At 67.0% G+C, this 25,765-nt stretch carries 28 protein-coding genes; 15 read left to right on the top strand and 13 right to left on the bottom strand.

The window, feature by feature from the left end:
• Nucleotides 1–31: 31 nt before the first annotated feature.
• The gene (locus tag C6Y44_RS23125; RefSeq protein ID WP_159417306.1) at nt 32–1,315 is read right to left on the bottom strand and encodes a cytochrome P450; all 1,284 of its coding nucleotides are present in this window, start codon (nt 1,313–1,315) and stop codon (nt 32–34) included.
• A 4-nt stretch (nt 1,316–1,319) separates the two neighbouring features.
• Nucleotides 1,320–1,550, bottom strand: a complete 231-nt coding sequence (locus C6Y44_RS23120; RefSeq protein WP_159417307.1) for a ferredoxin — start codon at nt 1,548–1,550, stop codon at nt 1,320–1,322.
• A gap of 137 nt (nt 1,551–1,687) precedes the next feature.
• Between C6Y44_RS23120 and C6Y44_RS23115 the strand changes: the two genes are divergently transcribed.
• Together C6Y44_RS23115 and C6Y44_RS23110 are read left to right on the top strand one after the other, a co-directional pair.
• Nucleotides 1,688–2,284: a TetR family transcriptional regulator gene (locus tag C6Y44_RS23115; protein WP_120280657.1), complete on the top strand. Its 597-nt coding sequence runs from the start codon at nt 1,688–1,690 to the stop codon at nt 2,282–2,284.
• A 120-nt stretch (nt 2,285–2,404) separates the two neighbouring features.
• A complete protein-coding gene (locus C6Y44_RS23110; protein WP_159417308.1) occupies nt 2,405–3,517 on the top strand; it encodes an alpha/beta hydrolase in 1,113 nt (370 codons plus the stop codon).
• 33 nt (nt 3,518–3,550) lie between these two features.
• On the opposite strand, the gene C6Y44_RS23105 is transcribed toward C6Y44_RS23110, so the two are convergent.
• Together C6Y44_RS23105 and C6Y44_RS23100 are read right to left on the bottom strand one after the other, a co-directional pair.
• Nucleotides 3,551–4,111, bottom strand: a complete 561-nt coding sequence (locus C6Y44_RS23105) for a TetR/AcrR family transcriptional regulator (protein WP_159419097.1) — start codon at nt 4,109–4,111, stop codon at nt 3,551–3,553.
• Between the two features lie 160 nt (nt 4,112–4,271).
• On the bottom strand, nt 4,272–4,886 hold the full coding sequence (locus C6Y44_RS23100; protein ID WP_159417309.1) for a dihydrofolate reductase family protein: 615 nt from the start codon (nt 4,884–4,886) through the stop codon (nt 4,272–4,274).
• 131 nt (nt 4,887–5,017) lie between these two features.
• On the opposite strand from C6Y44_RS23100, the gene C6Y44_RS23095 reads away from it, so the two are divergent.
• Nucleotides 5,018–5,434, top strand: coding sequence for a VOC family protein (locus C6Y44_RS23095; RefSeq protein WP_159417310.1), 417 nt, complete (start codon nt 5,018–5,020; stop codon nt 5,432–5,434).
• Here the strand turns inward: C6Y44_RS23095 and C6Y44_RS23090 are convergent.
• The 3 genes from C6Y44_RS23090 to C6Y44_RS23080 all read right to left on the bottom strand — a co-directional run bounded on the left by C6Y44_RS23090 (nt 5,416) and on the right by C6Y44_RS23080 (nt 8,778).
• On the bottom strand, nt 5,416–6,882 hold the full coding sequence (locus tag C6Y44_RS23090; protein ID WP_174246973.1) for an amino acid permease: 1,467 nt from the start codon (nt 6,880–6,882) through the stop codon (nt 5,416–5,418). The two genes, C6Y44_RS23095 and C6Y44_RS23090, sit on opposite strands and share 19 nt — an antisense overlap.
• Nucleotides 6,875–8,128 (bottom strand): Glu/Leu/Phe/Val dehydrogenase dimerization domain-containing protein, encoded by a 1,254-nt coding sequence (locus tag C6Y44_RS23085; protein WP_016692537.1) that lies wholly within the window; start codon nt 8,126–8,128, stop codon nt 6,875–6,877. The genes C6Y44_RS23090 and C6Y44_RS23085 overlap by 8 nt, the downstream gene beginning before the upstream one ends.
• A gap of 140 nt (nt 8,129–8,268) precedes the next feature.
• Complete coding sequence (locus C6Y44_RS23080; RefSeq protein ID WP_016692536.1) at nt 8,269–8,778, bottom strand: Lrp/AsnC family transcriptional regulator; 510 nt, start codon at nt 8,776–8,778, stop codon at nt 8,269–8,271.
• A gap of 186 nt (nt 8,779–8,964) precedes the next feature.
• Between C6Y44_RS23080 and hppD the strand changes: the two genes are divergently transcribed.
• Entirely contained in the window at nt 8,965–10,170 is a 1,206-nt protein-coding gene (gene hppD, locus C6Y44_RS23075) for a 4-hydroxyphenylpyruvate dioxygenase (RefSeq protein WP_016692535.1), read from the top strand.
• Nucleotides 10,171–10,178: 8 nt separating this feature from the next.
• On the opposite strand, the gene C6Y44_RS23070 is transcribed toward hppD, so the two are convergent.
• Nucleotides 10,179–10,619 (bottom strand): SRPBCC family protein, encoded by a 441-nt coding sequence (locus C6Y44_RS23070; protein ID WP_059382785.1) that lies wholly within the window; start codon nt 10,617–10,619, stop codon nt 10,179–10,181.
• A 150-nt stretch (nt 10,620–10,769) separates the two neighbouring features.
• On the opposite strand from C6Y44_RS23070, the gene C6Y44_RS23065 reads away from it, so the two are divergent.
• From C6Y44_RS23065 to C6Y44_RS23045, 5 genes are all read left to right on the top strand, one after another.
• Entirely contained in the window at nt 10,770–11,897 is a 1,128-nt protein-coding gene (locus tag C6Y44_RS23065; RefSeq protein WP_006554686.1) for an NDMA-dependent alcohol dehydrogenase, read from the top strand.
• A 66-nt stretch (nt 11,898–11,963) separates the two neighbouring features.
• The gene (locus C6Y44_RS23060; protein ID WP_159417312.1) at nt 11,964–12,590 is read left to right on the top strand and encodes a TetR/AcrR family transcriptional regulator; all 627 of its coding nucleotides are present in this window, start codon (nt 11,964–11,966) and stop codon (nt 12,588–12,590) included.
• Nucleotides 12,591–12,683: 93 nt separating this feature from the next.
• Nucleotides 12,684–13,895 carry an acyl-CoA dehydrogenase family protein gene (locus C6Y44_RS23055; protein WP_120280651.1) on the top strand — a complete coding sequence of 404 codons (1,212 nt, stop codon included), beginning with the start codon at nt 12,684–12,686 and terminating at the stop codon, nt 13,893–13,895.
• Entirely contained in the window at nt 13,892–14,920 is a 1,029-nt protein-coding gene (locus C6Y44_RS23050; protein ID WP_120280650.1) for a phosphotransferase family protein, read from the top strand. The genes C6Y44_RS23055 and C6Y44_RS23050 overlap by 4 nt, the downstream gene beginning before the upstream one ends.
• Complete coding sequence (locus tag C6Y44_RS23045) at nt 14,917–15,651, top strand: SDR family NAD(P)-dependent oxidoreductase (protein WP_120280649.1); 735 nt, start codon at nt 14,917–14,919, stop codon at nt 15,649–15,651. Before C6Y44_RS23050 ends, C6Y44_RS23045 begins: the two co-directional genes overlap by 4 nt.
• A 4-nt stretch (nt 15,652–15,655) precedes the next feature.
• Here C6Y44_RS23045 and C6Y44_RS23040 read toward each other — a convergent pair whose 3' ends face one another.
• Entirely contained in the window at nt 15,656–17,035 is a 1,380-nt protein-coding gene (locus C6Y44_RS23040) for a cytochrome P450 (protein ID WP_120280648.1), read from the bottom strand.
• Between the two features lie 95 nt (nt 17,036–17,130).
• On the opposite strand from C6Y44_RS23040, the gene C6Y44_RS23035 reads away from it, so the two are divergent.
• On the top strand, nt 17,131–17,751 hold the full coding sequence (locus C6Y44_RS23035; protein WP_120280647.1) for a TetR/AcrR family transcriptional regulator: 621 nt from the start codon (nt 17,131–17,133) through the stop codon (nt 17,749–17,751).
• 113 nt (nt 17,752–17,864) lie between these two features.
• On the opposite strand, the gene C6Y44_RS23030 is transcribed toward C6Y44_RS23035, so the two are convergent.
• The gene (locus C6Y44_RS23030; protein ID WP_120280646.1) at nt 17,865–18,587 is read right to left on the bottom strand and encodes a ribulose 1,5-bisphosphate carboxylase large subunit; all 723 of its coding nucleotides are present in this window, start codon (nt 18,585–18,587) and stop codon (nt 17,865–17,867) included.
• Nucleotides 18,588–18,695: 108 nt separating this feature from the next.
• Here C6Y44_RS23030 and C6Y44_RS23025 point away from each other — a divergent pair, with 108 nt between their 5' ends.
• Genes C6Y44_RS23025 through C6Y44_RS23010 form a run of 4 tightly spaced genes read left to right on the top strand, consistent with a single transcriptional unit; the run spans nt 18,696 to nt 21,205 of the window.
• Entirely contained in the window at nt 18,696–19,226 is a 531-nt protein-coding gene (locus tag C6Y44_RS23025; protein ID WP_120280645.1) for a methylated-DNA--[protein]-cysteine S-methyltransferase, read from the top strand.
• Nucleotides 19,213–19,728 carry an RNA polymerase sigma factor gene (locus C6Y44_RS23020; protein WP_174246974.1) on the top strand — a complete coding sequence of 172 codons (516 nt, stop codon included), beginning with the start codon at nt 19,213–19,215 and terminating at the stop codon, nt 19,726–19,728. The genes C6Y44_RS23025 and C6Y44_RS23020 overlap by 14 nt, the downstream gene beginning before the upstream one ends.
• Complete coding sequence (locus C6Y44_RS23015) at nt 19,716–20,312, top strand: methylated-DNA--[protein]-cysteine S-methyltransferase (RefSeq protein ID WP_120280643.1); 597 nt, start codon at nt 19,716–19,718, stop codon at nt 20,310–20,312. The genes C6Y44_RS23020 and C6Y44_RS23015 overlap by 13 nt, the downstream gene beginning before the upstream one ends.
• Complete coding sequence (locus tag C6Y44_RS23010) at nt 20,309–21,205, top strand: DNA-3-methyladenine glycosylase 2 (protein ID WP_159417313.1); 897 nt, start codon at nt 20,309–20,311, stop codon at nt 21,203–21,205. Before C6Y44_RS23015 ends, C6Y44_RS23010 begins: the two co-directional genes overlap by 4 nt.
• Here C6Y44_RS23010 and C6Y44_RS23005 read toward each other — a convergent pair.
• The 3 genes from C6Y44_RS23005 to C6Y44_RS22995 form a co-directional block, all read right to left on the bottom strand.
• Nucleotides 21,178–22,761, bottom strand: a complete 1,584-nt coding sequence (locus C6Y44_RS23005; RefSeq protein ID WP_225623849.1) for a bifunctional 3'-5' exonuclease/DNA polymerase — start codon at nt 22,759–22,761, stop codon at nt 21,178–21,180. The two genes, C6Y44_RS23010 and C6Y44_RS23005, sit on opposite strands and share 28 nt — an antisense overlap.
• 114 nt (nt 22,762–22,875) lie before the next feature.
• Nucleotides 22,876–24,381, bottom strand: a complete 1,506-nt coding sequence (locus tag C6Y44_RS23000; protein WP_159417315.1) for a YhgE/Pip domain-containing protein — start codon at nt 24,379–24,381, stop codon at nt 22,876–22,878.
• Nucleotides 24,382–24,488: 107 nt separating this feature from the next.
• Nucleotides 24,489–25,151, bottom strand: coding sequence for an IclR family transcriptional regulator (locus tag C6Y44_RS22995; protein ID WP_174246975.1), 663 nt, complete (start codon nt 25,149–25,151; stop codon nt 24,489–24,491).
• Nucleotides 25,152–25,327: 176 nt separating this feature from the next.
• Here C6Y44_RS22995 and C6Y44_RS22990 point away from each other — a divergent pair, with 176 nt between their 5' ends.
• Nucleotides 25,328–25,756: a nuclear transport factor 2 family protein gene (locus tag C6Y44_RS22990; RefSeq protein WP_159417317.1), complete on the top strand. Its 429-nt coding sequence runs from the start codon at nt 25,328–25,330 to the stop codon at nt 25,754–25,756.
• The last annotated feature ends 9 nt before the right edge of the window (nt 25,757–25,765 follow it).

Below are 25,765 nucleotides of genomic sequence, written 5' to 3'. Positions count from 1 at the left end.
TCGGGCGATGCAGAGCCATGGGATTGCCGGGTTACTGCGTGCTGCGGGTGAACTCGATGTGCAGCTCGACGAGTCCGCGCAACAGGAACGTGGGTTCGTAGGCGAACGAGTGGTCGCCGGCCGGTCCGTGTGCCTGCTCGCTGAGGCGGATGTCTTCCATCCGATCGAGCAGACGGTTGAGGGTGACGTGCCCTTCGATGCGCGCGAGCGGGGCGCCGGCACAGGTGTGCAGGCCGCGGCCGAATGCGATGTGATCGTGCGAGTTCTTCCGATCGAGCCGGAACTCGTTCGGCTCCTCGAACTTACGCGGATCACGGTTCGCGGCGGCGAGACTCAGCATCACGACCGACCCGGCCGGTACCTCGACGTCGCCGATGGTCGTGGTCTTGCGGGCGAGTCGGAAGTCCACCTTCGTGGGACTGTCGAAGCGTAGCGATTCCTCCATGAACGGTTTGATGAGACTGCGGTCCTCGCGCAGGATCTTCTGGTACTCGGGGCGTTCGCAGAGCACCCGCAGCGACGAACTGAGGAGTTTCGTCACCGTTTCCTGGCCGGCGGCGAAGAGGAATGTCGCAGGTCGGACGACCTCGAGGAGTTCGGGTATCGAACCGTCCGGATAGGTCGCGGCAGCCAGACCGCTGAGGATGTCGTTGCGGGGTTCGCGACGACGGTCGGCGAGATACTTCTCGAAGCGTCCGTCGAGGAATTCGAGGGGGTTGATCCCGACGGGCTCGTGGTCGAGCGCGCCGACCCGCGTGCCGGGCCGTTCACCGGCGCCGAGTACCCACCGGAACTCCTCGCGGTCCTCCTCCGGAACGCCGAGCAGGTCGGTGATCGCCATGGTGGCGAAGGGCTTTGCATAGTCGCCGAGGAACTCGCATCGGCCCTCGCCGATGAATTCGTCGATGACGTCGTCGGCCAGTCCCCAGAGGTACTCCTCGTTCTCCTTCAGTCGTTTCGGGGTGAGGAGTCGTCCGAGCAGTGACCGGGCGCGCGTGTGGTCGGGTGGGTCCATCGTCACCATGTGCTCGAAGATCGGGAACTGGTGACGGTGGGCTTCGATCTGTTCGGTGATGTCGTCGCCTTCGGGTTCGAAGGGCAACGGCGGGAACGGACCTCCGATCGAGTTGACCGCCGACAGTGCCTCGCTGTTCTTGAACCCCTCGACCACCTCCTGATAGCCGGTGACCACCACGACTCCGTGGTGAGGTTCCCGATACACCGGATTGTGACTGCGCACGTGGTCGAAGTACTCGAACGGACTCTGGGCGATCTCTCCGTCGGTGAAGTAGTCGGAGGATGCAAGGTCGGTCATCGGATCACTGACCTTTCGGGGAGGAGGGGAGGTTCTCGACGATGCCGATGGCCTGCCGAGGGCAGGCGCTGGCGGCGGAATGGGCCTTGGGCCAGAGGCTTTCCGGAGGGTTCTCGTCGCAGGTCGCGATGTCGTCGTCGGGGAGATCGAAGATCTCGGGTGCGATCTCGATGCACAACGCGTGTGCTTCGCACAGGTCTCGATCGATGTGCAGACGCTTCGGTGATCCCGTCATCGGCGCTCCAGGAGGGGATGTGGGTTCGAACGGGGACGGTGTGGCCGGGCTGGGTGACCGCCACCGGGGTAGGGTGTAACCGTGTTACCTAGGTCACGATAACGTGGTTACCGTCTGACGGCAAGGATGTTTTCACGATGGGTGTTATCGCTATCCCGAATGGGCCGGACGAGGCGCGATCACGCCTGCTCGAGACCGTGATCGAACTCCTGGAGGAAGGTGGCTACGACGCCGTCCAGCTGCGCGAGGTCGCGCGCCGGACGCGCATGTCGCTGTCCACCGTCTACAAACGGTTCGCGACACGCGAGGAACTGATCCTCGCCGCCATCGAGCACTGGATGAAGGAGAACCACGCCGGTCTCGTCGAGCAGCCGCGCGCGCCGGGTGAGCGCTTGCATCCGGCGATGATGCGCGTCATCCGAGCCATCTTCGAACCGTGGGAGAAGAACCCCGCGATGCTCCTCGCCTACTTCAGGGTGAGAACGGCACCCGGTTGGGAAGGTCTGCACATGCGAGGCTTCGACGAAGTGATTCCCGTCGGAATGGCCGTTCTGGAGGATGTCGACCCGGTCTTCGTCGAGGAGTCGATGTCGATCCTGTCGAGCGTCGTTTTCGGACTCGTCGGCCGCTGCCTCGAAGGGCAGATCGAACTCGCCGAGATCATGCCGACGATCGATCGCGCGGTGTACTGGCTGACCACGGGGTACGAGGCCACGCAACGCCAGGGCGCCTGACTGCGGACTCGTACCCCTGTCGTCTTCTTGACCGGCATCCAAGACGCCTTTATCGTCATCGTGACGCCTTCTTGAATGGCGTCCAAGAAATGTGGTGGAGAAGCGGGGAGGGCGCACGTCATGGAAATCGGTGGGTCTGCCGAGCGGCACGAGGCCGTAGCGGTGCAGCGGCGCGAGGTCTCGTTCGTCTCCGGCCGGGACGAGTGCGCGGCATGGCTGTACACCGCACCCGATCTGAACGGTCCGCGCCCGATGGTGATCATGGGGCACGGGCTCGGGGCGGTGCGGGAGATGCGCTTGGATGCCTACGCGGAACGGTTCGCCGCCGCGGGGTGGTCGGTGCTGGTGTTCGACTACCGTCATCTCGGGGCCAGCGGCGGGGCGCCGCGCCAGATCCTCGACATCGGCCGGCAACGCGCCGATTGGCGCGCCGCCCTGGCCTTCGTGCGCACACTCCCGGAGGTCGATGTCAACCGGATTGCTTTGTGGGGCAGCTCATTCGGTGGAGGGCATGTCCTTCAGGTCGCCTCCGAGGACACCCGTATCGCGGCGATCGTGGCGCAGTGTCCCTTCACCGACGGTCCGGCGTCGTTGCGCGCGCGGATACGGACCGGCCCGCTGAGCGTGGTGGCACTGACAGTGGCGGGCATCCTCGACACGGTCGGGTCGTGGTTCGGTGCGAAGCCGATTTTGTTGCCGATGGCGGGGACGTCCTGGATGCCCGCGTTCGTGGCCTCGCCCGACGCCCTCGCCGGCGCTTCCGCACTCCTGCCTGCGGGGACCCGGCTCTCGCGGCGCACCAGCACGGTGTTGACACGGCTTCCGTCGGTGCGGGCTCAGCTGTCGAAGAACATCGAGCTGACGGAGATCGACGGTAAGGAAGAACCCGAGACCGGAGCCGGCCGCGACAGCATCTGGGGTGTACTGCGCGGTCCGAACGGCGAATTCGAGGCTGCCAACGCCCTCGCTGCCCGGTTGGCACTGCGTCTTCCGCTCGATCGACCCGGTCGCGCGCTGGCTCGTTTCAGCACTCCGACGTTGCTGTGTGTCTGCGACAACGACGCGGCCGCGCCCGCGAAGACCACGAAGCGTCACGCACAGGGCCTGGCGCACGTGCAGGTTCAGAGCTACGTGTGCGACCACTTCGACATCTACGTCGGTGAACACTTCGAACGTGCTGTGTGTGACCAAATCTCTTTCCTGGAAAGGCAATTCGGCCACACCGCACAGTAGGTCGCTCCGAGTTCGCGGACGAAGGCCGGGGGCTCAGCCGGTGGCTGCGGCACGACTGCGAGCGCCGTTGAGCAACGTCTCGATCACCGCGCGCCGCTGAGCCTGATCCGTCGGGTGCATCAGCAAGCCCTCGACCACGAAAACGCCGATCGCTACCAGCGGATCGACTTCGTCTGCGGGCACACCGAGCTCGATCAGCTCTGCCCGGAACAACCCTTCGGCCAGCGTGTGGAACTGTTCGTGCCATTGCTGAACGGACGCGGACTTCTCGGCGCGTGTGTGCACCGTACTCACCAACCGCCCCAGCTGTTCCAATTCTTCGACCAACCACAAGAGTCGATCGGCCAGCCCCGAGCCCAGCATCTTGCTGTAGGAGGCCATCGAGTCGGCCAGAACCGCATCCAGGACCGCGATCAATATCGAGTCCTTGTCCTGGAAGTACCAGTACAGCGTGTTCGACACGACTCCGGCGTCACGGGCGATCCGCGTCATCGATGCCGCGTCGTATCCTTCCTCGACGAACAACCGCCGGGCGGCTGCCACGATCTCTGCGCGTTTCTCTTCCCGATCCTGCGGACGTCTGTTGCGAGGCATCTCCAGTCCTGACCTAGTTCCCGCCCCGATGCTATCTTGGCCGACCCCCAAGAGCGGGTTTCGGTCGACCGTTCGGAACGAGGTCCGTAGTCGTCTCGAACAGATGATGCGGCAGGCGAGTTCGAGCAGCCCCTCGGTACAGATCGGTTCGTACTTCGGGTCACTCGACTTCGGCGAGTCCGTACTCGGGTCGTCCGGCAGGCCGGTACGCGGTGATGGCGATACCGGAGGAGGTGGTGCGCGATTCGACGAGATCGAACTTCGTGTCGCGACCCCCGGTGGGGAACAGTCGCCGCCCCTGACCGAGGACGACCGGGAACGTGATGAGGCGGTACTCGTCCACGAGGTCGTGTTCGAAGAGGGTGTGGACCAGACGGATGCTGCCGTGCACCTGCAGTTCGCGTCCCGGCTGCTTCTTCAGTTCCGCGACCGCAGTGGGCACGTCGCCGTCGAGGACGGTCGTGTTCTGCCACTCGGGGTCGGTGAGCGTCGTGGAGGCGACGTACTTCGGGAGGGTGTTGAGTGCACGGGCGACCGGATCGTCGGGATCGGTCGAGTTCGGCCACGACGCAGCGAAGACGTCGTAGGTCTTCCGGCCCAGCAGGAACGCATCGACCTTCGAGAACACCTCGTCGATGAACGTGCCGGTGCCCTCGTCGAACAGCGGCACCACCCAACCGCCGCGTTCGAAGCCGTCGCTCCGGTCCTCATCGGGGCCGCCCGGTCCCTGGGCCACACCGTCGGCCGATACGAAGGTTGTCACCGTGAGCTTCATCGTCGTCCCCTTTCGAAGGTTGTCGCCGAATACAGACCCGGGAAGCGCGGAGAACTCATCGCTTGCATCCCTCCGCCACGGAAGGTATCTCTGGACGCAGCGTCGCGTGTCGATGACGGACTGCGTCAGGCATGGAGGCGCGGGACCACAAGGAGTTCTCCTTGAGTATTGCGTTCAACCACACCATCGTCGCGGCCGACGACAAGCAGCATTCGGCCTACTTCCTCACCACCCTGTTCGGGCTGCCCGACCCGGTGCCCGCCGGGCACTTCCTCGCCGTCGAACTCGCCAACGGCGTCACCCTCGATTTCGCCGAACCGCCACCGGACGTGGAGTATCCGCCGCAGCACTACGCATTCCTGGTGTCGGAGGACGAATTCGACGAGATCTATGCCCGGATCCTCGAGCAGAAGATCGAACACTGGGCCGACCCCCGGCAGTCGGCGCACGGCATCAACAGGAACGACGGGGGTCGAGGAACCTACTTCCTCGACCCCGCCGGTCACTTCATGGAGATAATCACGCGTCCCTACGGTTGGCGCCCCTGAACCGTCTCCGCTCGAGCCGTCTCGGCCGCAGCGCGTCGCCGTGCCAGCACCGTGCAGGTACCGGCGATCGCTGCGGTCAACGCGCCGGTCGCGAGCAGCTGCGTGCGGGCAGCGGCGTCGAACAGGGCGAGCACCGCGATACCGGCGAGCAGACCGAGTGTCGCGTACGACAGGTACGGAAAGCCCCACATCTTCAGCGGCAGTGCATCCTCGGTGCCGTTGCGGCGTGCGCGACGACGGAGCACGAGGTGCGAGACCGCGACGAACGTCCACAGCACCAGGATCGTGGAGCCGACGGCGTTGAGCAGCAACGGCAGCACCCGGTCGGGGTAGAGATAGTTCAATCCGACCGTGACGAAGCCGAAGGCCACCGAGGCGAGCACCGCATTACGGGGAACGCCGTTGGACGACAGTCGCCCGAAGACGGGATGTGCGGATCCGCGGTGCGACAGCGAGAAGATCATCCGGGAAGCGCTGAACAGCATCGCGTTGAGCGAGGAGAGCAGTGCGACCACGACGATCACGGTCATCACCGCGGCGGCGCCCGGGACGGCCCCGGCCTGCAGCACGGCGACGAACGGACCGGTCGCGAGATCCTCGGAGGTCCACGGCAGGATCGTCACCATCACGAGCACCGACCCGATGTAGAACACGAGGATGCGCCACACCAGGGTGCGCACCGCGCGGCCCACGTTGCGCCGGGGATCGGCGGTCTCCGCGGCGGCGATCGCGATGATCTCGGTGCCACCGAAGGCGAAGACCACGATGAGCAGGCCGGCGGCGATACCCGCGATGCCGGTGGGAGCGAACCCGCCGTGCGCCGTGAGGTTGGAGAAGCCGGTCGTCTCGAAGGTGGGCATCCACCCGGCGATCATTGCGACACCGATCACCAGGAAGCCGAGGATCGCGGCGATCTTGATTGCGGCAAACCAGAATTCGACCTCACCGAAGCGGCGCACGCCGACGAGGTTCACGCCCGTCAGCACGACCATGTAGAACAGCGCGGACGCCCACTGGGGGATGCCGGGCAGCGCCACCGCGGTGATCGCGGCGGCACCGGTGGCCTCCGCGGCGATCACGATGATCACCTGCACCCAGTACAGCCAGCCAATTGTGCGCCCCGCGACAGGACCCAGCGCGTTCTCGGTGTGCTCCGAGAACGCACCGCTGGCCGGGTTGGCCGCGGCCATCTCACCCATCATGCGCATCACGAACACGACGAGAACGGCCGCCACCAGGAACGAGATCAGGATCGCCGGGCCGGCAACGGCGATACCCGCCCCCGACCCGACGAACAGACCGGCCCCGATGGCGCCGCCGAGGCTCATCATGACGAGCTGGCGGGGCCGCATGGCGCGATGCAGACCGGCGGTGTTCTGGGCGCCGGTCGTCGTCCCTGCGGTGCCCTGGGCGCCGGTCGTCGTCGCCGTAGCCAGGGTGTCAGTCATCGATGCGCTCCCCGGCCGGGACAAGCTGGTCCAGTGCGATCTCGAAGGCGGTCGCGGCGAGCCCGGTGAGCTCGGTCGACCGGTCGTGGCAGCGGCGCAGTGCCGTCTCGATGGTGGTGGACACATCGCCGAAGATCGCGGCGTCGGAGACCTCCACGTCGCCCTCCATGAGCTGGGCGAAGGCCCGGGCCATGCCGCAGTTGGCGATGAAGTCGGGGATCACGGCGACGGACTTGTCGGCGTGCTCGTAGGTGGGGCCGTAGAAGATCTCGTCGTCGGCGAACGGGACGTTGGCGCCGGAGGCGATCGACTCGAGTCCCGCGGCGACCATGCGGTCGACCTGCTCGCGGGTGACGAGGCGGCTCGCGGCGCAGGGCAGGAAGATCTCGGCTCCGAGATCCCAGATGCGGGCGTTCACCTCGTCGAAAGGGATCATGCGGTCGCTGCGCAGGGCGTTGCCGTCGCGCTCGAGCAGCAGGGTGCGGACCTCGTCGAAGGACAGACCCTCGGGTGCGAGGATGCCACCGTCGCGGTCGATGATGCCCACGATCGAGGCGCCGGCCTGGGCGAGATAGTAGGCAGCGGCAGCTCCGACGTTGCCCCAGCCCTGCACCACGACGCGCTTGCCGGCGAGGTCGGTGCCCCGGTAGACGAGCTGATGGTGGCGGACCGACTCGGCGACGCCGTAACCGGTGATCAGATCGGCGACAGTGTATTTCGTGCTGGTGGCGGGGGTGAACCGCGCGTCCTCGACGACCTTCGCGACGCCGAGTCGTAGCTGGCCCACCCGCTGGATGCGCTGGCGCTCGTCCTTGCCGAAGTGTCCGTTGACGACACCTTCCTGCGGGTGCCACAGGCCGTTGGACTCGGTGAGCGGAACGACCTCGTTCATCTCGTCGACGTTGAGGTCGCCGCCGGTGCCGTAGTAGGCGCGCAGCAGGGGCGTGACGGCCGCGAACCAGCGGCGCAGCACGCCTTCCTTGCGGGGGTCGGAGGGATCGAAATCGATGCCGGACTTGGCACCGCCGATCGCGGGTCCGGAGACGGTGAACTTGATCTCCATGGTCTTCGCCAGCGACTCGACCTCGCGTCGGTCCAGGCCGCGGCGCATGCGGGTGCCGCCGCCGGCCGCGCCGCCCCGCAGCGAGTTGATGACGACCCAGCCCCGGGCGGTGGTCTCGGTGTCGTGCCACTCGAAGACGATCTCGGGGGCTTTTTCTTCGAATCGCGTCAGCAGGTTCTTCATGGCGAAAGACTGTGACGGCAGTAACAAATGCTGCGCAACTGTGCTTCGGCGAACTGTGCAGCGTGCGGAGGGTTCGGATCCCGAAGCGCTTTTTTCTGTGCAATCCGGCTAGCGGGGGACGGATTGTGGACGTGATCGGCTCAGCGGCGGTAGGCCGGTGCCTTCGCGGATCGTTCCGGCTCGAGGGTGCGGAGCAGCGGCATCGCCCGGTAGTGCACCACTTCCGACAACACCATCACGCTCGTCGACCGCGCGACGATCGAGGAGCGGTTCAGTTCGATGAGGGTCTGCTGGAGGCCGAGATGCGATTCGGCCCCGATCCGGCACAGCACATCGCCCGCGCCGGTGGTAGCGAACGCTTCGAGCACGCCGGGGATGCGCTCGAGGACCTCGGTGACGTCTTCGAGCGCGCCCTGCACGATCTCCATCGTCACGAACGCCTGCACGTCGAAACCTGCTGCGGCGAGGTTGATCCGGGGTTCGTAACCGGCGATCACCCCGGTGTCCTCGAGGCGTCGCAGGCGGGCCGAGACGGTGGCACGCGCGACCTTCAGCCGACGGGACAGTTCGAGCGCGCCGATCTTCGGGTCGGCGTGCAGGGCCTCGAGGAGAGCGAAATCCAATTCGTCCAGTTGCACGGGCTCGCGCATCGCGGTTCCTTCCCATCGAGCGCCGAAAACTAGCCCGATTGTATAGGTGAACGCGCGGATTCCGGCGAATTCCAGTCAGTCGGACCAGTTGCCGAAGGCGACGTTGCGTCGCACCTACGGGTGGGTTTCTCCTGGTGACACACGACACAACGACTGTGCCGCAGTGAGCGGCAGGAGGTTGCAGCGATGACTCTGGAATACACCCTGACCGACAGCGAACGACTCGCTCAGCTCGACGCCGAGGAACTCCGGCGCCTGGTCGGTCTCGTGGAGTACGACAGCGAACGGGACCCCTTCCCCGTCAGCGGCTGGGACGCCGTGGTGTGGGTGGTCGGAAACGCCACGCAGACGGCGCACTACTACCAGTCCGCCTACGGCATGGAACTCATCGCCTATTCCGGACCCACCACCGGCAACCGCGACCACCACGCCTACGTACTGCGCAGCGGCGCCGTGCGATTCGTGATCAAGGGTGCGGTGGATCCGGACAGCCCGTTGATCGAGCACCACCGCCTCCACGGTGACGGCGTGGTCGACATCGCCCTGCAGGTCCCGGATGTCGACAAGTGCATCGAGCACGCCCGGAAGCAGGGGGCGACCGTCCTCGAGGAGCCCTACGAGATCAGCGACGAGAACGGTGTCGTCCGCATCGGCGCCATCGCGACCTACGGCGACACGCGGCACACGCTCGTCGACCGGTCGCGCTACAACGGCCCGTACCTGCCCGGCTACGTCGAACGCACCTCGACCTACCGCAAGCGTGAGGGTGCGCCCAAGCGCATTTTCCAGGCGCTCGACCACGTCGTCGGCAACGTCGAACTCGGACGCATGGACGAGTGGGTCGACTTCTACAACCGCGTCATGGGTTTCACGAACATGGCGGAGTTCATCGGCGACGACATCGCGACCGACTACTCGGCGCTCATGAGCAAGGTGGTGTGCAACGGCAACCACCGCGTGAAGTTCCCGCTCAACGAGCCCGCGATCGCGAAGAAGCGTTCGCAGATCGACGAGTACCTCGACTTCTACCGCGGACCGGGCGCACAGCATCTCGCCCTGGCGACCAACGACATCCTCACCGCGGTCGACCGGCTGCGTGAGGAAGGCGTCGAGTTCCTCGCGACCCCCGACGCGTACTACGACGATCCGGAGCTGCGCGCCCGTATCGGTGAGGTCCGGGTGCCGATCGAGGAGCTGAAGAAGCGGGGCATCCTGGTCGACCGCGACGAGGACGGCTACCTGCTGCAGATCTTCACCAAGCCTGTCGGCGACCGCCCGACCGTGTTCTTCGAGCTGATCGAGCGCCACGGCTCGCTCGGCTTCGGCAAGGGCAACTTCAAGGCGCTGTTCGAGGCGATCGAGCGGGAGCAGGCCGCGCGCGGCAACTTCTGAGTCCGGTCCTAGACGAGCTGACCGAGCCGCGTGCGCAACGCGTGTTCGGTCTGCCGGATCGCCGTTCCCACAATGGGTTCGATGAGCATGCCGAGTGTGCGGCCGGCGATCCCGCCGGGCAGCCGGTAGCCGAAGTCGACGTCGAGCCGCGTCGCGTCGCCGAGGTCCGTGAAGGTCCACGACGACGCGGCGCGGAATCCGGCGATCGAGTCGAGGACGATCACGCGATTGCGTTCCCACTCGACGACTTCCACGCGCGAGTCGAGATCCTTGGGGCCGATCCGCATCGTCGAGTCGTAGACGGCACCGAGACCGGAGACCTGTTCGCCCACGGGTTGGAAGCGGGCCACTCCGAACATCCAGTCGGGGACGTTGCGGTAGTCGTCGACGTAGGAGAACGCGAGGTCGACGGGGATGTCTGCGACGGCGCTGTGGCGGACGTGAATCATGGCTGGAGCCCTTCACGAGAAGTTGTCTGTTACTCAATGTAGCGGGTAACGGGCCGCTCCGGAAGAGATTCGAACCCGTTGCTCTAACGTCCGATAAGTGTTTGAATGCCGTGACGCACGTCACACACACTTTCGGCTCAGGAGGCTCGGGTGAAGACGAAGGCAGCAGTCGTCAAGGGAATCAACCAGCCGTGGGAGATCGAGGAGATCGATCTCGGCGATCCCGTCGCAGGTGAGGTGCAGATCCGCCTCGCGGCCTCGGGTCTGTGCCATTCCGACGAGCATCTGCGCTCGGGGGCGACACCGCTTCCGTCCTTCCCGGTCCTCGGTGGTCACGAGGGCGCGGGTGTGGTCACCAAGGTGGGCCCGGGAGTACGGGGTCTCGAGGAGGGCGACCACGTCGTCCTCGCGTTCATCCCCGCTTGTGGCCGCTGTCGGGCCTGCGCCAAAGGCATGCAGAACATCTGCGACGAGGGTGCCGGCCTGCTCACCGGCCAGGCGATCTCCGACAAGACCTACCGCGCGACGCTGAACGGCGACCCTGTGCTGCAGATGTGCCTGCTCGGCACGTTCGCGCCGTACGTCACGGTCAACGAGGCGTCGGTCATCAAGATCGAGAAGGACATCCCGCTCGAGAAAGCGGCACTGCTCGGCTGCGGTGTCGCGACCGGCTGGGGTTCGGCCACCGAAATCGGCGGCACCAAGCTCGGCGACACCGTGGTCGTCATCGGTGTCGGCGGTGTCGGCATCAACTCCGTCCAGGGCGCGGCACACGCCGGGGCGCGGTTCGTCGTCGCGATCGACCCGGTCGAGTTCAAGCGGCAGAAGGCCAAGGAGTTCGGCGCGACGCACGTCTTCGCGTCGATCGAGGAGGCCGCACCGGTGATCGGCGAGATCACCTGGGGCCAGATGGCCAACGTCACCGTCATCACCGTCGGTGAGATCACCGGCGACATCATCGGTCCCGCACTCGGTCTCACCGCCAAGGGCGGACAGGTCGTGGTCGTCGGCATGGGTCACGCCACCGATTCGCAGGTGACGATGAGCCTGTTCGAACTGACGCTGCTGCAGAAGCGCCTGCAAGGGGCCATCTTCGGTGGCACCGGCCCGCGCTCGCAGATCCCCAAGCTGCTCGAGCTGTATCGCAACGGGCAGCTCGACCTCGACAACCTCGTCACCAAGACCTACAAGCTCGAGGACATCAACGAGGGCTACGCCGACATGCATGCCGGCAAGAACCTCCGCGGCCTCGTCCTCTACGGCGAGGACGATTACTGATCCTGCGAGCGGCTTTCGATCCTGCGAGCGCCGACGTCGCCGGAACCGTCCCTTACGGTGTTGAGCATGGACACGCGTGAGGATTCGGTTTCCGGCGACGTCGGCTCTTGGCGGGACTACGGCCCGACCGACCTGCCCAAGCCGCTCGTCGCTGCGCTCGAGGCGTTCGCCGAACGCGGCTACGACGGCACGTCCATTCGTGAGGTCGCGTCGCGGTCCGGCCTGTCGGTGCCGGGGCTGTATCACCACTACCCATCGAAGCAGGCGCTGCTGGTCTCTCTCACGACCACCGTGCTGCACGACCTGCTCGCCCGCAGCCGGCAGGCGATCGCCGAAGCCGGACCCACCCCTTCCGAGAAGTTCGACGCCGTCGTCGAGTCGTTGCTGCGCTTCCACATGTTCCGCCGCGACCAGGCGTTCGTGGCGTCGACCGAGATGCGCAGCATGGAACCCGAGGCACGCCGCGCGTTCGTCGCCCTGCGCGACGACCAGCAACGCATGATCGACGAGATCGTCGAGGCCGGTGTCTCCGACGGCACGTTCTCCACGCCCTATCCGAAGGATGCCAGTCGTGCGGTGACGACGATGTGCGTCGCGGTGGCGAGCTGGTACCGGCCGGACGGTTCGCTGTCGCCCGACGAGATCGTGCACCGCTACCTGCAGGTCGCGCGGAACGCGGTCGGAGCGAAGTAGTCGAGCACCCCTTCCGGGCTTGACCCGGTGGCGGGGATATGCCACCGTGAACTCGACCGAGCGATCGATCGGTCGGTACGGAAGGAGCTCAGCATGGCGGTCGACCTGTCCTACTCGGATCACGTCCGGGACCTCATCGCGCGGACCGAGCAGTTCATCCGCGACGAGGTGCTTCCCGTCGAGGACGCCCACGGTGGCGACATCACCGCGGCCGGTGGCGACGCGATCCGGGCGGATCTGCAGAAGGCCGCCAAGGCTGCCGGTGTCTTCGCTCCGCACGCGCCCGTCGAATACGGCGGCCACGGCCTGAACATGTCCGACCGCGCCCCGGTCTTCGAGGCCGCGGGCTACTCGCTCTTCGGCCCCACCGCGCTCAACATCGCCGCCCCCGACGAGGGCAACGTGCACATGCTCGCGCACATCGCCAGCGACGAGCAGAAGCAGCAGTTCCTCGCGCCCCTCGCCGCCGGCGACGTGCGCTCGGCCTTCGCGATGACCGAGCCTGCCCCCGGTGCCGGCGCCGATCCCAACGCGCTGAACACACGCGCCGAGAAGGTCTCCGGTGGCTGGAAGATCAACGGCCGCAAGCACTTCATCACCGGCGCCGACGGTGCCGGATTCTTCATCATCATGGCCCGCACCTCGGGTGAGCCCGGTCAGCGTGGCGGCGCCACGATGTTCCTCGCACCCGCCGACACCGCGGGCCTGAAGGTCGGCCGCCACATCAACACCCTCGACCGCTCCATGATCGGCGGTCACTGCGAGGTCGACTTCGAGGATCTGTTCGTCCCCGACTCCGCCGTGCTCGGCGAGGTCGACCAGGGCTTCGCCTACGCGCAGGTGCGCCTCGGCCCCGCCCGCATGACGCACGTGATGCGCTGGCTCGGTGCCGCCCGCCGCGGTCACGACACCGCCGTCCGTTACGTCGCGGAGCGTGAAGGCTTCGGCTCCCGCCTCGGCGATCTCGGCATGATCCAGAAGATGATCGCCGACAACGAGATCGACATCGCCGCGACCCGCGCGCTGCTCGTGCAGGCGTGCTGGGAACTCGACCAGGGTTCGCACGCCTCGAACGCCACGTCGATCGCCAAGACCTTCGCCGCCGAGGCGATCTTCCGCATCGTCGACCGCTCCGCTCAGATGTGCGGTGGTCTCGGTGTCTCCGAAGACCTTCCGATCGCCCGTCTCACTCGCGAGGTCCGCCCGTTCCGCGTGTACGACGGCCCCTCCGAGGTGCACCGCTGGGCCATCGCCAAGCGTGCCGTCGGAGCCGTCCGCAAGGCAGCCCGCGAGGCCGCGAAATGACCGCCGTGCACGAGGGACTCGACCTCGCCGTTCTCGAGCGCTTCCTCGCCGATTCCGGTGTGACCGTTCACGGTGAACTTCGGGCGGAGCTCATCTCGGGCGGCAAGTCCAATCTCACCTATGGGTTGCGAGACGAGAAGTCCCACTGGGTGCTGCGTCGCCCTCCGACCACGGGTCTGACGCCGTCGGCGCACGACGTCGCCCGCGAGTTCCGCATCACGTCGGCGCTGAAGGGCACCGGTGTGCCGGTCGCGCCCACCGTCGTCCAGTGCGAGGACGATTCGGTGATGGGTGCGCCGTTCACCGTCGTCGAGTTCGTCGACGGACGTGTGGTGCGCAGCAAGGCCGACCTCGATGCGCTCGGTGACGACGAGATCGACCGCTGCGTCGGTGAACTCGTGCGCATCATCGCCGAACTGCACAACGTCGACTTCGAGGCCGTCGGTCTCGGGGGACTGGGCCGGCCGGACGGCTACGTGACCCGGCAGGTGAAGCTGTGGGCGAGCCAGTGGGGCCGGGTGAAGACCCGCGAACTGCCGGATCTCGAACGGCTGCACGCCGCGCTCGCCGAGTCGATTCCGGAGTCGCCCGCTCCGTCGATCGTCCACGGCGACTACCGCATCGACAACACCATCCTGGACCCGACCGACCCGGCACGCGTCGTCGCCGTAGTGGACTGGGAACTGTCCACCCTCGGCGACCCGCTCACCGATCTCGCCATGATGTGCGTGTACCGGCATCCGGCGCTCGACGACATCCTGGGCTTCCCGGCGGCATGGTCGAGCGAACGACTGCCGGCGGCGGACGATCTGGTGCAGCGCTACGCCACGGCGTCGGGTCGCGACATCGCCAACTGGAACTTCTACATGGGTCTGGCCTACCTCAAGCTCGCCGTCATCGCCGAGGGCATCAACCACCGGTGGCGTGCCGGAGCGACGATCGGCGACGGTTTCGACCGTGCCGGTGAAGCCGTGCCGGACCTGGTGGCAGCAGGACTCGCAGCATTGAAGGGAGCCCACGCGTGACCAGCGCGCTCGTGACCGGAGCCTCGAGAGGTATCGGCCTCGGTATCGCAACCCGTCTCGCCGAGCGCGGCTACGCACTGACGATCAGCGCCCGCGGCGCGGAACGTCTCGAGAGCGTCGCCGAGCGGCTGCGGGAGGCGGGTGCCAAGGAGGTACGCGCCGTCGCAGCCGATCTCGCCGATCCGGAAGCCACCGCCCGCGTCGTGGAGACGCATCGCGAGGCGTTCGGGTCGATGAAGGCCCTGATCCTCAATGCCGGTGTCGGCACGGCAGGTCCGATCGCCGAGTTCCCGGCCCGGCGGTTCGACAAGACGGTCGCCGTGAACCTCAACGCTCCGTTCGCGCTCATCCAGGCGTCGCTGCCGTTGCTGCGCGCCGAGGCTGAGAACGATCCGGCCCGCGGATCGAAGATCGTTGCGCTCTCGTCGATCACAGGTGTCTATGCCGAGGCCGGTCTCGCCGCCTACGGTGCGACGAAGGCCGCGTTGATCTCGCTGGTGGAGACGCTCAACGCCGAGGAGTCCGGCAACGGCATCTCGGCGTCGGCGCTCGCACCCGCCTACGTCGACACCGACATGTCCGACTGGATCAAGGACAAGATCCCGGCCGAGTCCATGATCGAGGTGAACGACGTCGTCGAGATCGTCGACGCGCTGCTCAAACTGTCGTCGCGGGCCGTGGTGCCCAAGCTCGTGCTCAGCCGCGCGGGCGCAGGTCTCTACACCGCCTGATGCTCTACACGGACTGACGTTCGGAGTCGGTCGACCGCAATCGCAGGTCGACCGGCTGCCCGTCGGACGGGAACGGCAACGACGTGAAGTCCAGCGGGGCCACGTAGCCGGCGTCGACGTGCCACTCGAAGCGCAGCAGCAACTGGTGGACGATCGCTTTGACCTCGACCCCGGCGAAATGCATGCCGAGGCATTTGTGCACGCCCCCGCCGAACGGCTCCCACGCGTAGCGGTGCACCTTGTCCTCGCGTCGATGCTCCGCGAAGCGTTCCGGATCGAAACGTTCGGGCTCCGGCCAGTACTCCGCCATGTGGTGCGTGAAGTGCGGTGCCACGGAGGCATACGTGCCGGCCGGCACGAAATGTCCCCGGACCTCGGTGTCGCGCACGGCCCGTCGCGCCAGGACCGGGACCGGGGAGACCAGCCGGAGGCATTCCTTCATCACCAGATCGAGGCTGCCGAGCGCGTCGAGATCGGCGTGACTCGGGGCGGCGGTGCCCAGCGCGAGAGACTCGCCCCGGCATCGGTCCTGCCACTGCGGGTGTTGCCCGAGATATTGCATCATCGTGGAGATCGTGATGGTCGACGTGTCGTGCGCGGCCATCAGCAGGAAGATCATGTGATCGACGATCTCGTCGTCGCTGAACCGTTGGCCCGCTTCGGATTCGATGTGGCACAACACGGAGAAGAGGTCGTCCGTCTCCCGCGACCGTCGTGCCGGTAGATAGTGCCGGAAGAAGTCTTCGAGCACCCGGCGTCCGTCGAGTCCGCGCTTCCATCTGGTGCCGGGGACGGGATACCGGACGATCGAGGTCGCGGCCTGCACACAGTCGATGAAAGCCTTCTTCACCGCTTCGATCTCGGCCGGTGTGGAGTCCTCGGCGCCGCCCATGAAGATGTCGGTGGCAAGGTCGAGGGTGAGTGTCTTCAGTGCGGTGTAGGCACGGAATCCGTCGGTGGGAACCCATTTGTCGAGTTTCTCGGTGATCGACGGATTCATGGCCTCGACGGTCTTCTCGAGGCGTGACCGGGTGAATGCCTGCTGCATGATGCGGCGGTGCCGGAGATGTTCCTCCGAGTCGAGGAGCATGAGGCCACCGTGGAAGAACGGCCCGATCAGTGCCGACCAGCCGTCGCCGTTGGCGAAGGCCCGGTCCTTGTTCTGCAGCACCTCCTGGCAGGCGTCGGGTCCGAGGACCGAGATCCAGCGTCGGCCGGCCGCCGAGAAGCAGGACACCTCGCCGTAACGGTCCCAGTGCTTCTGCATCATCGCGAGGGGATCGCGGATGTATTCGAGGACGTGCCCGATACCGGGTATTCCCGATCGTCCCGGGACCGGGCGCAGATGGGAGTGGGCGGGGGGAGCCGCCAGGATCCGGGTCACGACGAACCTCCAGTTCTGCGGATATCTGACAGGGAGCCCTGTCAGATTAGGGTGTAGTCTGCGTCACATCTATCCGGTCTGTCAAGATCGGTCCCATGACTTCCCCCGCGCCCCGCCGCTACGCCGGTCTGAGCGGCGAACAGCGTGTCGCCCTGCGCCGCGAAGCCCTGCTCGAGGCAGGACTGGAACTGTTCGCGGCCTCGGGGAAGAGCGGCGCCACCATGACCGCCATCTGCGCACACGCCAAGCTGACGGAGCGGTACTTCTACGAGAGCTTCGGCAGCAGGGACGATCTGCTGCGGCAGGTCCTCGACAAGATCGCCGACGAGGTGCGCGAAGCCGTACTCGCCGCGCTCCGCACCGGCACGGGCACACTCGAAGACCTCGTGCGGAATGCCATCGCGTCGTTCGTCGCGATCCTCACCGACGACCCGCGTAAAGGCCGGGTCTCGCTCATCGAGTCCGCCGGCTTCGAACCCTTGCGCACCCACAGGCGAGCGTCGCTACGCAGTTTCGCCCAGATGGTCGCCGACGAAGCGACCCGAATGTACGGTGACCGGGCATGGCCGCCCGAGCGCGGTGAGATCAACGGATTGCTGTTCGTCGGCGGTCTGGCCGAACTGGTCACGGCGTGGTTGAACGACGAGCTCGCCATCTCGCCCGACGAGATCGTCGACGCGGCAACACACCAGTTCCTCTCGACGGCCCACCGGTAGAGCCTGCCGCGGTGCGGTCGGTCGTCGCGACCGCGGTGCAGTCAGTCGTCGCGACCGCGGTGCGGTCAGTCGTCCCGACCGCGGTGCGGTCAGTCGTCCCGACCGCAGTGCGGTCAGTCATCACCGTTGATCTCTTTCTCCTCCCCGCGTCGGCGCAGGAAGTTGAAGCCGGGCACACCGACGATCGCCTGTCGGACGTCCTTCGCGACGAGGAGCAGTTCGTGGATCTCGGGGGAGACGGTGTCGAGCGTCGCCATGATGGGCAGCACGGCGTCGACCCGCTCGGTGATCTCGGGGAGTCGGTCGATGAGCCTGATCGCGGCGCGCAGTTCCTCGGGTGAGAACTCCTCGACGAACTGGGTGGCCAGGGGAGCGGCTCGTTCGGCGAGGGGCTTGTAGGTCTCGAGCAGTTCCCCGGCGGCGTCGGAGCTGCGGCCTGCGGATTCGACGACGATCCGCGCGTCTGCCGCGACCACCGTCGCATCGCGCACGACCCCGCCCGTCGAGTCGATGATCTCCGTGGCGCGCGTGACCGCATCGGCGGCTTCCTCCACCACACCGATGGTCGAGGCGATCACCTGGGTCGCTTGCGCGACGGCCACCGACGCTCCCTCGACGATGTCGGTGGCGTCGGTGACCACACTGTCGATGCGGCGGATCAGCGATTCGACCGAGCCGATGAGCGATTCGGCCTCGCCGAGCAGTCCTTCCACCCGCGCCGGGAGCGACAGCGCGAACTCGGCGGTCTCGCGGGTGCGTCCGAGCACGGTCCGGGTGACGTCGACGATGGAACCGGCGACCGAGAGTCCGAGCGCGGGCACAGGCAGCGAGATCATGTCGTCATAGTGCAGTACGTCCGATCGTCGTGATCACGGACCTCACATTTTCGGCGTCCCGTTCGTCTACCCGGTACAGAGCACACACCGGATGGAAGGATCGAGGCCGTGACCGCATTGCGCACCCACACCGTCATCGACACACCGATCGGCGAGCTGACGTTGGTGAACACCGACGGCGTCCTGAGCGGCGTGTACATGGCCGAGCATCACCCCGCGCCCGACCGCGCCGGTTTCGGCGAGCAGGTCACCGAGGGGTTCGACGAAGTGATCACCCAGTTCGGCGAATACTTCGCGGGTCGCCGCACCCGGTTCACCGTCCCCATCGCTCCCGTCGGAACCCCGTTCCAACGCGAGGTGTGGCAGGCGCTGACGACGATCGAGTACGGCACCACGCGCACCTACTCGGAGATCGCACTCGCTCTCGGCCGGCCCACCGCGGTACGGGCGGTCGCTGCGGCCAATGCCCGTAACCCGCTCTGCATCATCGTCCCGTGCCATCGCGTCATCGGTAGCAGCGGCAAGCTCACCGGTTACGCCGGTGGTCTCGAGCGCAAACGCTTCCTGCTCGACCAGGAGGCGCGGGTGCTGAGTTCCGCCGAGCCCGGTGTCGCCGGCGATACCCATGTCCCTGCCTGATCACCTACCGCGGGCGAGCCTGCCTCCTTTCGACGAGGTGGTCACCCGTCACGGCGCGACGGTCCTCCGGGTCTGTCGCGCACTGCTCGGAGCCGTCGACGCCGACGACGCCTGGTCCGAGACCTTCCTCGCGGCGTTGCGCGCCTACCCTGAACTGCCACCGGGCAGCAACATCGAAGCGTGGCTCGTCACCATCGCGCACCGCAAGGCCGTCGACATCCACCGTGTGCGCGGGCGGACGCCGGTGCCCACCGAGAACCTTCCCGAACCCGCGTCGGCCACGGGAAACCCCGGTGAGGGCGACGACGAACTGTGGAGCGCGGTCGCCGAACTTCCCTTCACGCAGCGTGCGGCGCTGGTCTACCACTACGTCGGAGGCCTGCCCTACGCGGAGATCGGCACGATCCTCGGCAACAGCCCGGCCGCGGCACGTCGCGCGGCGGCCGACGGTCGGGCGGCGTTGCGTCGTCGGATCGAACACGGAACAGGATGTCGCTCATGAACTTTCCACAACCCTCGGTCGGATCGGCCGATCTCGCGTGGTTGCGGGAGAAGCTCGTACTCGACGCCGAGGCGGCCGGGTTGCTCGATGTCGCGTTCCGCGTCGTCGACACCCCCGTCGGTCCGCTCCTGCTGGCCACCACCACCGTCGGGCTCGTGCGGGTCGCCTACGTCGCCGGCGGATCCGACGCCGTGCTCGACGAACTCTCCCGCCGGATCAGCCCGCGCGTTCTCGACGCGCCGGGTCGGCTCGACCCGGTGGTCCGGCAGCTCGACGAGTACTTCGCCGGTACGAGGACACATTTCGACGTTCCGCTCGATCTGCGTCTCGCCGACGGATTCCGGCGCGAGGTGATCACGCGACTGCCCGAGATCGAATACGGGCGCACGGCGAGCTACGCGGAGATCGCCGCCGCGGCCGGGAGCCCGCGGGCGGTACGGGCGGTCGGAACGGCGTGCGCGAAGAACCCGCTGCCCGTGGTGGTGCCGTGCCATCGGGTGGTACGCAGCGACGGCAGCATGGGGCAGTACGTCGGGGGAGTCGAGGCGAAGAGGGCACTGCTGCAACTCGAGTCGGTCGCGTGATCACCACCCTCAGGTTCCCGGTGGCCGAACCCGTTGCGGTGGGTCCGATGCTGGCGTCGCTGCGAAGCCACACCGTCCCCGGCTACGAACACCATGACAGCGCCACCGGCACTCATCACCGCGCGATTCGCACGACCGGCGGAGCCGCGCACGTCGCTGTCCGCTTCGACGACCCGGCGACACCCGACGGCGGGAGAGGCGGGGACGTGCGACATCTCGAGGTTCACGTCGAGACCGCAGGTCGTGCGGATGTCGAGGAGGTCGGCGAGACGATCCGCCAGTGGCTCGATCTCGGCGTCGACCCGTCCGTCGTCGATGCGGCATTCGAGTCCGATCCCGTGCTCGGACCTCTCGTGCAGACCCATCCCGGTCTGCGCGTGGTCGGTACCACCGACTGGTTCGCCACCGCCGTGTCCACGGTGCTCGGGCAGCAGGTGAGTGTCGCTGCGGCATGCACATTCTCAGGACGTCTCGTTGCGGCCTTCGGCGACGACGCACCCGGTGGGCTGCGGTGCTTCCCTGGGCCGCACCGACTCGCGACGGTCGAGCAGAGCGACCTGCGTGCCGTCATCGGCACGACGCAGTCACGTGCCCGCACCGTCTCCGAACTGGCCCGGGCCGCGGCCGGCGGGGTGGCGCCGGAGCAACCCTCGTTCGCGGCAGATCTTCTCGCGCTCCCCGGGATCGGTCCGTGGACCGTCGACTATCTCGCTCTACGACTCGGCGATCGCGATGCGTATCCGTCCGGCGACCTCGTTCTCCGACGAGCCCTGCAGGTGGAGAGCGCACGCGAAGCCGCCGAGCGCGCCGAACGATGGCGGCCGTGGCGGGCGTACGCCGTCATGCATCTGTGGACACACGCCACCTACTCACCGCCCGCATCCTCGGCGTAGACGCTGCGCACGGCGGTGTCCATCGGGAAACGAACCTGCGTGTCGCCGAACATCAGGCGCGTCGCCGCCTCGACGGAGGCGGTGATGTGCGACGACGCGAGTTCCGGATTGCCGGTGTGCACCACCACCTCGTCGTGCTGGAAGAACACGAGATCGCCGGCTGTCGGGTCGGGATCGGTGGTCAGCCGCCGTCGCAGTTCCGCAAGCACGCACAGCGCCCACTCGGCCGCGGTGGCCTGCACGACGAAGTTCCGCGTGAACCGCCCGCGTGCATGCGCATCACCGTGCGAATGGAATCCCTCCGGAGCGGGTGGGCACGCACGGCCCAGCCACGAATGCACCACCTCGCCACGTTCACCCGCACGGGCGGCACGTTCGACGAAGTCGACGGCGGTCGGGAAGCTGCGTCGCAGCACCGTCAGCAGGGCACGCGCGTCGCCGGACGTGGCCCCGTAGAGGACGCCGAGCACCGCGACCTTCGCCTTCGCGCGGTCGCCGCCGAAGGACGCCGCGGCGACCGGGGCGTACAGATCGTCCGAACCGGCAGCCGCGACCATGCGTCGATCGCCCGACATCGCCGCCAGGATGCGCGGTTCGAGCTGGCCCGCGTCGGCGACGACGAACGACCGGCCCGGGTCGGCGATCACGCTCGATCGCAGCGCCTTGGGGATCTGCAGAGCGCCACCGCCGCGACTCGCCCATCGGCCCGACACGACGGCGCCGGGAACGTAGACCGGGCGGAACCGGTTGTCGCGGACCCAGGTGTCGAGCCAGTGCCAGCCGTTCGTGCTGTACAACTTCGACAGCTCACGGTGCCGCAACAACAGAGGCACCGCGGGATGGTCGATCCGCTGCAGCACATACTTGCGGGTCGACTCGACGGTGATGCCCTCGCGGCGGAACGCCTCGAGCACCTCGCTGTGCGAGGCGGGATTCACGGGGCGGCCGAAGGCGGCGCTGATCTCCTCGACCACTTCGGCGATGCGGCTCGGCAGGTCGTAGCCGGTCGGGCGCGGCCCGAGGGTGTCCTCGAGGAGGCGACGATGCGCCTGCGCCGAGAACGGCAACCCGTCGAAACCCATCTCGGCCGCTGCGAGCGTGCCGGCCGATTCGGCGGCGGTGAGCAGCTCGAGGCGAGCGTCGCCGGAGATGCGGCGACGCTGATCAGCGAACTGCGCGACCACCGCCTCGACGTCGATCGCGGGAGCGGCGTCGAAGAGACCGGGTCGCTCGTCGACCGGTTCCTCCGCAGTGGGTGAGGGCAGGCCCTCCCGTACGGCAAGGATGGCGCCGGTGGTGGCGAGATCGTGGCATCGCTGCACCCGAACCCCCGCGCGGAGCAGCTCGGGATAGACCGTTGCCGTCGAGGTCCACACCCAGCGTGGTCGCGATTCGGCTTCGATCGCTGCGACTGCATCCGCGAATTCGGGGTACTCACGTACCGGACCGAGCGGCGCACCGGATGCGTCGACCTCGACGATGCTTGCACCGCGACGGCCCCGGCCGTCCGCAGGATGAGGAACGACGACCGTGCGCACCCATACAGTGTGCTCCATCACGGCGGCAGACTCCGACGCGCGGTAACCCCTCGATTCACCCTTGAAATCACCCGTATCGAGAGCGACCCGCGCGAGGACCGCCACTACCGTGGTGAGGGAGGGACTCCGCCGCTACCCCCGACGCGCGGCGGGGTCCCCCATTTCGTTCGCGGGCCAGTCGCTTTCGCCCGAATGCTCGGAGCTGCCGGAGGATCCGTCCGTATCCTCACGATCGTCCTCACCGGCGTCCACGCTGTCGTCCGAGCGAACCGTGTCGGCCGCGACCGTCGAACCCCGATCGTGCTGTCGCGACGGTCGCCACGGCAGACGCACGGGTGCGTCCGCGGCCCGATGGAAACCGACGCGGTCGTAGATCCACGTCACCAGGGCGCCGACGACGAGACCGAACACGAGTCCGACGATCGTCATCGTCACGCCGTGACCGAGCCCGGCGTCGGGTCGTCCGTCGAAGTAGAGGATGGACCGTACCGCGAGGTAGATCTGGTGCATGGGCTCGAAGGTCGACAACCACTCGAACATCCGCGGGGTGGCCTCGATCGGGATGGTGCCGCCGGACGACGGCAGGCCGAGCACGATGAACACGATCAGGTTCACCAGCAGACCCGCTGCACCGAAGATCGACATCACCGCGAGGGACGTGATGCCCACCGCGGAGATCGCGAGCGCCCCGTATTCCCAGAGCAGCAACGCGCGCGGTGCCGGCATGCCGAGTGCGGTGGAAATCCACAGGTACAACGCCGAGACGATCAACGACATGACCACCGTGATGCCCCACTTGAGTGCCAGCACCTGCATGCGTGACATCCGGGTGGTCTCCCTCGCGATATAGAGGGGGCCGTATTCGGTGGGCACGAAACCGAGGGCACTGTCGACGACCGCGTTGATGATCGTGGCGCCTGTGAAGCCGGCCAGGATCAGCAGCAGGGTGTAGAAGAAGGCGGACAGACCCGCGCCCGTCCCGTCGGGCAGCGGCTTGTGCTCGACGGTGAGTGCATCGATCGGTTGGGCCAGGACGAGGCTGGAGGCGCCGGACAGTTGCAGGTCGGGTGCCGACTCGGCGAGCGTCGCGGTGACGGTTTCGGTGAGCTGCTGACCGACCGTGTCGTTCACCTGGGTCAGCGCGCGGTCGCCGATCGTCGTGACGATGCCCGTCGCGAACGCGCCCGTCCGGGGGTTCGTGTACAGGGTGATGATCGGTTTCTCGATGTCGCCGGGAACCACCGAGGCCTGCGCGAGGATCGAGATGCGTTTGGTGAAGTCGCTGGGGATGACGATCGCGCCGTACAGGCTGCCGTCGTCGAGTCCCTGGTTGGCGGCCGAGATCCCCATCCGTTGCAGATCGATCTCCTCGGGATCGATGCCGTCGAGGATGCCCTCGGTGATCTGGTCGCCGAAGTTCTGTCGCTCGTCCGATCCGGGCAGCACATCGCCGACGTCCTGATTGACGATGGCCATCGGGAACTGTCTCAGGTTCTCGCTCGGATCGAGGAGTGCGCCGAGATAGAAGTACGCCAAGGCACTCATCACCGCCGCGACGACAGCGAAGGGCGCGAGCCAGAAGCGGGGGCTGCGCAGGGTGCCGTGGTGCGGATCGATAGTCGACTGGGTTGAACTCACCTATCGATTGTGCACACAGGTGTGTGCTGTCGGAGGTCTCGAGTGCTCGAGTACACGCGGAGCGGGCCGGCGTGATCCGGCACTCCGAGGTCGTCACTCGCCATCGATCACCGGAGCAAGTCGCCGAGGGTCGACGCCGCAGAGAGAACGGCCGCCGCGAGGCGGGTTTCGTCGGTGGCGTCGAAGACCGAGACGCCTATCGCCGCCTGGGTGCTCCCGGGACGGGTCGGCACCGCTGCCGAGATTCCGATGGTGGTCGATACGACCTCGCCGGCAGAGACCGCATAGCCCGTCTGCCGCGCTCGGGTCACTTCCGGGCGTTCGTCGGGGCGTGACGGCATGGATCCGAGGATCGCCAGACCGGCCGAGCCTCGATCCAGCGGATGGACCTGGCCCGGGCGGAAGGCGATGTGGACATCGGAGCGACGGGGTTCGATCACCATGATCGCGCGCACCATGGTGTCGGACTCGCGGACGACGAGGTGGGCGGTGGCCTCGACGCTGTCGGCGAGGTCCTCGAGGATCGGGCGGGCCAGAGTTCGTAGGTCCTGCTCGACGGATTCGGCCAGTGTCACCAGGCCGGTGCCCAGCGAGATGCGCTTGTGGTCGTCGCGGCGGCACAGTCGGTGCGCCTCGAGTGTCCGGACGAGTCGGTGGGCGACCGTGCGGTGTACGTCGAGGCTCTCGGCGATCTCGCTGACCGACAGGCCGTGAGGGTTCTGCGCGAGCAGTTCCAGGATCTCGAGACCGTTGTGGAGCGTCTTGGACATGCCAGCATCCGGCTCGATCCGCGGCAGATCCAGATCCCCCGTTTGTGCAGGTACATCCCGCATTTGTGTCATGACCCCCGTTACCTCCCTTGACGTCTGTGAACTGTAACACCTAACATTTCCGTTAATCGCACACTGAGTGCGATTATCGCACACACGGATGGTTTTCGTACGACATGACACGGACCGACTACGTGGACGCGGCGGTTCTCGCCCACATCCACCAGCTCTACGGCCGGCAGAGCCACCTCATCGACGAGGGGTCTGCGCGCGAGTGGGCCGAGACGTTCACCGCCGAGGGCAAGTTCTGCTCGCCCAGCTACCCCGCCCCCGTGGCAGGAACCGACGACCTCGCGGCTTTCGCCGAGCGTTTCCACGCCGGCGCGCAGGCTGCAGGGGAAGTGCACCGGCACGTCGTCACGAATCTGGCCACCTACCGCGTCGACGACGACACCCTTCGTGTGCGGGCCTATCTGCAGATCGTGGCCACCGTTCGTGGCGGCGAATCCAGGCTCGTCCGGTTCACCACCATCGACGACCGCGTCGTGCGCACCGGCGGCGAATGGCGCATAGCCCGCCGCGTCGTCTCCCGCGACGACAGCTGACCGTCGCAT

Source organism: Rhodococcus rhodochrous (genome assembly GCF_014854695.1).
In the GTDB taxonomy this organism is placed as follows: Bacteria; Actinomycetota; Actinomycetes; order Mycobacteriales; family Mycobacteriaceae; genus Rhodococcus.
The sequence above is the reverse complement of the archived record's forward strand: the minus strand, read 5'-3'. Positions and strand labels throughout refer to the sequence as shown.

Coding starts and splice junctions, on each gene's coding strand:
- C6Y44_RS23125 (WP_159417306.1), bottom strand. CDS start 1,315: ATGACCGACCTTGCATCCTCCGACTACTTCACCGACGGAGAGATCGCC.
- C6Y44_RS23120 (WP_159417307.1), bottom strand. CDS start 1,550: ATGACGGGATCACCGAAGCGTCTGCACATCGATCGAGACCTGTGCGAA.
- C6Y44_RS23115 (WP_120280657.1), top strand. CDS start 1,688: ATGGGTGTTATCGCTATCCCGAATGGGCCGGACGAGGCGCGATCACGC.
- C6Y44_RS23110 (WP_159417308.1), top strand. CDS start 2,405: ATGGAAATCGGTGGGTCTGCCGAGCGGCACGAGGCCGTAGCGGTGCAG.
- C6Y44_RS23105 (WP_159419097.1), bottom strand. CDS start 4,111: ATGCCTCGCAACAGACGTCCGCAGGATCGGGAAGAGAAACGCGCAGAG.
- C6Y44_RS23100 (WP_159417309.1), bottom strand. CDS start 4,886: ATGAAGCTCACGGTGACAACCTTCGTATCGGCCGACGGTGTGGCCCAG.
- C6Y44_RS23095 (WP_159417310.1), top strand. CDS start 5,018: ATGGAGGCGCGGGACCACAAGGAGTTCTCCTTGAGTATTGCGTTCAAC.
- C6Y44_RS23090 (WP_174246973.1), bottom strand. CDS start 6,882: ATGACTGACACCCTGGCTACGGCGACGACGACCGGCGCCCAGGGCACC.
- C6Y44_RS23085 (WP_016692537.1), bottom strand. CDS start 8,128: ATGAAGAACCTGCTGACGCGATTCGAAGAAAAAGCCCCCGAGATCGTC.
- C6Y44_RS23080 (WP_016692536.1), bottom strand. CDS start 8,778: ATGCGCGAGCCCGTGCAACTGGACGAATTGGATTTCGCTCTCCTCGAG.
- hppD (WP_016692535.1), top strand. CDS start 8,965: ATGACTCTGGAATACACCCTGACCGACAGCGAACGACTCGCTCAGCTC.
- C6Y44_RS23070 (WP_059382785.1), bottom strand. CDS start 10,619: ATGATTCACGTCCGCCACAGCGCCGTCGCAGACATCCCCGTCGACCTC.
- C6Y44_RS23060 (WP_159417312.1), top strand. CDS start 11,964: ATGGACACGCGTGAGGATTCGGTTTCCGGCGACGTCGGCTCTTGGCGG.
- C6Y44_RS23055 (WP_120280651.1), top strand. CDS start 12,684: ATGGCGGTCGACCTGTCCTACTCGGATCACGTCCGGGACCTCATCGCG.
- C6Y44_RS23050 (WP_120280650.1), top strand. CDS start 13,892: ATGACCGCCGTGCACGAGGGACTCGACCTCGCCGTTCTCGAGCGCTTC.
- C6Y44_RS23035 (WP_120280647.1), top strand. CDS start 17,131: ATGACTTCCCCCGCGCCCCGCCGCTACGCCGGTCTGAGCGGCGAACAG.
- C6Y44_RS23030 (WP_120280646.1), bottom strand. CDS start 18,587: ATGATCTCGCTGCCTGTGCCCGCGCTCGGACTCTCGGTCGCCGGTTCC.
- C6Y44_RS23020 (WP_174246974.1), top strand. CDS start 19,213: ATGTCCCTGCCTGATCACCTACCGCGGGCGAGCCTGCCTCCTTTCGAC.
- C6Y44_RS23015 (WP_120280643.1), top strand. CDS start 19,716: ATGTCGCTCATGAACTTTCCACAACCCTCGGTCGGATCGGCCGATCTC.
- C6Y44_RS23005 (WP_225623849.1), bottom strand. CDS start 22,761: ATGGAGCACACTGTATGGGTGCGCACGGTCGTCGTTCCTCATCCTGCG.
- C6Y44_RS22995 (WP_174246975.1), bottom strand. CDS start 25,151: ATGTCCAAGACGCTCCACAACGGTCTCGAGATCCTGGAACTGCTCGCG.
- C6Y44_RS22990 (WP_159417317.1), top strand. CDS start 25,328: ATGACACGGACCGACTACGTGGACGCGGCGGTTCTCGCCCACATCCAC.